This window comes from uncultured Nostoc sp. (assembly GCF_937863485.1).
GTDB lineage: Bacteria > Cyanobacteriota > Cyanobacteriia > Cyanobacteriales > Nostocaceae > Nostoc.
Genome location: NZ_CALMFY010000054.1, coordinates 22433 through 28432 on the forward strand (window position 1 = coordinate 22433; position 6000 = coordinate 28432).

General features: G+C 41.6%; 5 protein-coding genes and 1 pseudogene. 2 read left to right on the forward strand and 4 right to left on the reverse strand.

From position 1 onward, the window contains the following. Window positions 1–84: 84 nt before the first annotated feature. The 3 genes and pseudogenes from Q0541_RS07800 to Q0541_RS07805 all read right to left on the reverse strand — a co-directional run bounded on the left by Q0541_RS07800 (window position 85) and on the right by Q0541_RS07805 (window position 1158). Window positions 85–303, reverse strand: a complete 219-nt coding sequence (locus Q0541_RS07800) for a tetratricopeptide repeat protein (RefSeq protein ID WP_298907843.1) — start codon at window positions 301–303, stop codon at window positions 85–87. A gap of 3 nt (window positions 304–306) precedes the next feature. Continuing rightward, window positions 307–450: pseudogene (locus tag Q0541_RS34365) on the reverse strand (tetratricopeptide repeat protein); the annotation flags it as partial. 30 nt (window positions 451–480) lie between these two features. Further along, complete coding sequence (locus Q0541_RS07805; protein ID WP_298907835.1) at window positions 481–1158, reverse strand: tetratricopeptide repeat protein; 678 nt, start codon at window positions 1156–1158, stop codon at window positions 481–483. A 389-nt stretch (window positions 1159–1547) separates the two neighbouring features. On the opposite strand from Q0541_RS07805, the gene Q0541_RS07810 reads away from it, so the two are divergent. Together Q0541_RS07810 and Q0541_RS07815 are read left to right on the forward strand one after the other, a co-directional pair. Beyond that, window positions 1548–2780 carry a DUF4336 domain-containing protein gene (locus tag Q0541_RS07810; RefSeq protein WP_298907837.1) on the forward strand — a complete coding sequence of 411 codons (1233 nt, stop codon included), beginning with the start codon at window positions 1548–1550 and terminating at the stop codon, window positions 2778–2780. A 463-nt stretch (window positions 2781–3243) separates the two neighbouring features. Further along, entirely contained in the window at window positions 3244–4320 is a 1077-nt protein-coding gene (locus Q0541_RS07815) for an AI-2E family transporter (protein ID WP_298907839.1), read from the forward strand. Window positions 4321–4414: 94 nt separating this feature from the next. Here the strand turns inward: Q0541_RS07815 and Q0541_RS07820 are convergent, their stop codons facing one another. Further along, complete coding sequence (locus Q0541_RS07820; RefSeq protein ID WP_298907841.1) at window positions 4415–5749, reverse strand: GTPase family protein; 1335 nt, start codon at window positions 5747–5749, stop codon at window positions 4415–4417. Window positions 5750–6000: the final 251 nt, after the last annotated feature.

The window sequence follows — 6000 nt, forward strand, 5'->3', positions numbered from 1 at the left end:
AAAATCAAAGACTGGATTACTCGCTGCTGCTTTCAGCCATTCTTGTTCATCTATTTCTTCTTCATCTTCCCAATCATTTTCTGTCTAAATCAAAGCCTGAAACTGCTCATTTTCTCGAATGCTGTCAAAATCTGAGTCATTTTTTGCCCTTTGTAAATATTGCTCATAACTCAGATTAATAACTTTTTGAAAATTATCAATTGCTGATTCAGTATCTCCCTGCAACGCATAACAACATGCCTTATTGTAAAAAGCATCTGCATAATCAGGTTTTAATTCTAAAGCTTTGTCAAAGCTAGTAATAGCTTATTCAAAGTGTCTCAGCTTCAACAACATGTAGCCTTGATTATTCCAATCTCCGTAGTCATCAGACTTAATTGTAATGGCTTTGTTAAAACTAACAATTGCTTCCGGAAAGCGTTCTAACTTTCTCAGTGTGATCCCTCGATACTTCCAAGCTTCGTACCAATACGGTTGTAATTATAAGGCTTTATCAAAGCTAATGATTACTTCTTGCAAGCGTTTTAATTGCCCAAGTGCAATACCTCGACAATACCAGCCTTTGGAGATGTTGGGGTTCAATTTTATACTTTTATCAAAACTATTGGTTGCTTCTTCAAAGTGTCCCAAGTCATAGAACACAATGCCCAAATTATACCAACTCCAGTAATCGTTAGATTTGAATTGAATGGCTTTATTGAAACTGGCAATAGCATCTTCTAGGCGTCCTAAGTCATACAGCGTAATCCCTCGGTTAAACCATGCTTCGTATTTGTTGGGTCTAATCTCCAAGGCTTTGTCGAAACTGGCAAGTGCCTCTTGCGACTGTTTTAAACATCCCACTATAATGCCCCGGTTGAACCAGGCTTCATATAAATCTGGTTTAATTGCCAGAGCTTTGTCCAAGTTAGCGATCGCCTCTTCTAAGTTACCTAAATTCACCAGCGCAATACTCCGGTTGTACCAGGCTTCGTACAAATCTGGTTTAATTTCCAGTACTTTGTCTAAGTTAGCAACTATATCTTCATCAATAACTTCTAAGTTCGCTAGTACTGTTTTGCTTTTGTAAGAGCCTACTAAAAAGTCAAGATTAATCTCTAAGGGCTTTTTGTAGCCAGTGTTCGCTTGGTTTGGGCGTTCTAAAAGGAGGCTATCCATTATGCGTATCTATTCCATTCAAGTTTTACCAAATTAGTCATCTGGGTATTAATGCGATCGCACTCTTACTCAGATTTTAGCCTTTCCTCTTCTACCTCCTCTTAATAATTAATTATTTCTGTCCCAAATCAATAGCTAAAATAGGTTTCAAGTTAAAATGCCATCAAAAATTTAGCGAATTAGTATAAGTGGGACTTGTAAATGAATCTTTGAGCTTTATTGATGAACCAATCAAGAGCGTTAATCGGGGTGGACATCTGTGCGCCCAAAGCGCGTGTATCAACAGTTTTGTTAAAAGTTAGGTTATTATCTCAACAATTTGCTAAACTCCAACTTTGTAGAGAGTAAATAAAAACAATTTGAGCAGGGAATTTGGAGGGGGTCGCAGAGTGGCTGATGATCAACGCATAGTCAATGCACAACAGATACATCCAAAAGACTTTTCATGGAGATTATGGCCTGTTGTGCCACTTTACCCATTTGGCAGGCGGCAGACAATCCGCAAAGAAGTGGTTAAGGACACAATCTGGAATTTTGACCAGATTCAGGGCATTTTCTACGTAGTTGTGCCGATTCGCATGACTGTGGTTAAGCTCGAAGCTGGGGGTCTTCTCGTCTATGCGCCTGTTGCACCAACCACAGAGTGCATCCGGCTTGTGAATGAGTTGGTGGCGAAACACGGTAACGTTAAATACATTATTCTGCCAACTATCTCCGCTATAGAACACAAAGTCTTCGTCGGCCCCTTCGCTAGATATTTTGGGACTGCACAGGTGTTTGTGGCTCCCCATCAGTGGAGTTTCCCGCTCAATCTACCCCTTAGCTGGCTTGGCTTACCCTCAAAACGCACTCAAGTACTCCCAGAAGATAGTAGCAAAACACCTTTTGCTGACGAGTTTGATTATGCGATGCTGGGCCCCATCGAGCTTGGGCCTGGTCGGTTTGCGGAAGTTGCTTTTTTCCACAAGCGATCGCATACTCTTTTAGTAACAGATTCTGTGCTTTCTATCCCAGAAGATCCGCCTGCGATCGTTCTATTAGATCCATATCCCTTGCTATTCCATGCCAAGGATCATGCTTCTGATATTGTTGCAGACATTGAAGTAAATCGCCGTAAGGGTTGGCGGCGGATCTCGTTGTTTGCTTTGTACTTTCAACCAAGCACACTAGATATACGCCAATGGAGTCAAGTATTGCAAGATGCCTTGAAAGCAGCAGAACGTTCAAGGAAAGCTTATTTTGGATTGTATCCCTTTAAATGGCAGTCAGATTGGCAGCGATCGTTTGATGCGCTGCGAGGGAATGGGCGTTTGTTTGTCGCACCAATTTTACAGACGCTGATTCTCAACCGCGCACCGCAAGAAACCATTGACTGGGCTGATAAAGTTGCTAGTTGGGACTTTGAGTGGATTATTCCCTGTCACTTTGATTCACCGATTAAAGCCGAGCCGCATCAGTTTCGCCAAGCTTTCTCTTTTTTGGAAAAGCAGCCTGCTGTCAGTGGGGGTTTGTTCAGCAGTAGCAGCTATCCCTTACCAGAAAAGGATTTTAAAGCACTTAAGAACATTGATGCAGGTTTAAATAAGTTTGGCATTGTGCCAGCAGCAAAGGAGAAAGTGTAGGAGAATTTTTTGTAACTTTAAGAAAGTGATTAATGATGATTGAAATTTCTATATCTATGACAAATGGAATAAGACTCAAGTTAGATGATAAAATATCTGAATCAATAAAAATCACTTGCTCAAGAGGAAACATATTATGTTGAGCATACTTTAGGGTATTGTTGTTGCACAGATTGCTTTTTGGGCATCAAGATTGGTATTTCATCTTGCTGGAAATTTAATTTATGCAGTATTACTTTTAGCTATTGGGCTTGCATTTTACAGTTTTTTCAAGGTGCGGGATGTGTAAATGAATGACTCATGACAGTCCAAATCTAGTATTCAGAAGTCAAACGGATTTTCTGGCTGACTTTGAAATCCAATTTGTGTACTTCAGTAACAGGAATTACGCAAAAATCGGTAAAAAACTTAATTTATCGAACCATAACTTAAATAATGATCAACAGAAGAATAAGTGACAGTAATGGCGAATCCTAGAGATACAGGCAGTGGATGGTCACAGTTAACTCGTGGTGCACCATTGGCAGTAATGGTAGCTGTGGTACTCTACATCCTATACCAACTTTTACCAGTATTAGAACTTTTAACTATTGCAGCATTGATTGCTTTAATTTTGCGAACGCTATTACGGTTTTTGCAAAAGCTAGTCAAATCACAGGATCTTGCTGTTCTGTTATTAATTGGATTAATCGTCGGATTTATTGTAGTATTAGCTACTGTAGTCCTACCTAGTGTGACGTTTGAGTCTCAAAAATTAATAAAAACATTACCAACTTATCTCAATAGATTGACAGGAGATGTTGAGCAACTACGTCAGAGATTCAGTTTTATTCCGGACATTTCCCAAGCACTGATACAACTACGGAACTTGACCGACCAGTTACTGGCTGGAGTACCAGTTTTCTTAGGTGAAGCTTTGAGTTTAACTGTGGAGTTGGTAGCGACGTTAATTCTAGCGCTTTATATGGCTTACGATCCTAATTCCTTAGTGAAAGGGATTTTAAGATTAGTACCAAGGCGACATCATCCGCGGTTTAAACGAATCCTTAAGGCTTGCGAGACAAGATTGCGGGGCTGGATTTTTGGGACAGGGATAGCAATGATATTTCTGGGTGTTGGAGCAGCCTTTGGACTTTTGATTTTGGGAATTCCGTCAGCCTTACCATTTGGGATTATTGCAGGTTTATTTGAAATAATTCCTTACTTTGGTTCGATTATTGGTGCTTTTTTACCAGCATTAATAGCATTGAGTATTTCACCGCTAAAGCTAGTATTTGTGCTGATACTTTTCTTTGTAATGAATCAAGTAGATGCCCATGTTGTTCAGCCTGTGGTGATGGGTCAGCAAGTTAATATTCACCCGGTAATGGTAATTGTGACATTTCTGGTAATGGGTAAGCTATTTGGATTTATTGGTATATTGCTTGCAGTGCCTGCGGCAGCGGTGATAATTACGCTGATTGATGAGTTTACGTTTGAAGAACCGACTTTAGAGCAAGTAGCAATTGAAAGTAGGACAGATGTGAAATTGAACGACTAAATGAGCAATTCTTCAGCTAAATATTAGAAGCCATAGTTGATCAGGGTAAACGCACAGGATTTCCGAAAACCCTGCTGGATAAAGATTTTGAGTCTTAACGTTTGATTCCCTTAAACCTTTCTTGCGCCGCCTGGAACGCTTCTTGCATCACCAACTGAATTTTTTGGGGATCGGGTTTCTTACCTCCCATTAAATCACCAAAGTAAACGCAGGCTGCTTCCCCTAGTGCCCAGGTATAGGCGGCTGCCCAAGAGGCTGCGATCGCACTACCAAAACCTGGTATAAATTTAATTAACTCCCGGGCAATTGCCTGTGCTAAAAAACCACCTGCGATCGCACTCACAACGCCTCCCGCCTGAGATGGCGTAAGTGTCTGCCCATATAATTTACCCAACAGACCCACCATTGATCCTTGCAAGGCAGTGAGTACGGGCATTGTGGCAAATGGCAAAGGTACAGCGGCGACGGTGGCAGACATAATCGAAAATGGCAAAATATAACGGCGGGCAGCATCCCGGTAAAGGTTGCCAAGTTGCTTACCAGTTTCTTCTTGATCTAATAGCTGATAAATCGCCTGGGCTTCGGCTTCTGGGAGTAATTCTGCCAGGGAATCTCTCAGGGCTTCTAAGCCATAAAATACCGGAGTGTAACCATCTTCTTCTAGGGTAAAGTCAATTAGCACAGAGCGGTCAGTTATTCCGGCAAAGGCTTGTTGCATTGCGGCAAATGCGCGGTTGACTTGCTGATAATCTGGCGGATAGGCAGGATGATCGACGATATCGCCAGGATAAACCTCATGCAAGCAAGTAACTACCAGCAGACAGGGAATATTTGGATACTGCTGGCGCAACTGTTGAGCAATTTGTCGTAGCGTGTCAGTTGCAAAATCATTAATTTTAACGGTAAGAAGCAGGATTCTAGCGGAACGAGTCTCTTTTTGTAAATCGCCAACTAACTCCTGAATAATTGCCTGAGTATCTTGTTTAACATCACCTAGTCCGACCGTATCAGTAAAAATCAGTAACGGCAGGTCATTGGAAGGATAGGCATAGCGTTGGGTGTGTTGCGTATGAGGACGAAATCCCTGACCGACAATATCGGCAGATACTCCTGTCAATCCCCGGACAATTGAACTTTTTCCGGCTTGGGGTTTACCAATCACGAGAGCTTCTGTGGTTGGCAGTTCGGCTCGGACTTTCTCTAAAATCTCTGCAACCTGAGCCTCGCTTACACTAAACCATTCAACAACCGTTTGTGCCACTTGTTCTACGGGTAAGAGTTGCGTTAAGCGTGTTGTTGCGTTGTTCCAGACACCAGCAATGCGGTTTGTCCAGGAATTATCGACCGACTTGGTTGTTGCTCCATCAGTCGGTTTACTCAATTGCTGAGAATCAGTTGAGGGTGAGTCAGCATCACGTTGCTCAGTCATTTCTATGCAAACGGTAGATAGCTGTCTTTAATTTAGGACACTTCATGGTGTTTAAGATTGAAATTGTTGATAAAGAAGACCCTTTTACTCATTTTATAGCGATTCTCATGCATGATAACCAGTATGGTTAGGGACTGACAAAAAATAAATTATCCAAAATTATTTGTACATTTGTAGGGGATCTTGGCCTTGCGCTCCTACGTTCGCGGAGCGTCCCGCAGGGATGGGATGTTTTTTTAACTGGAAGTCCC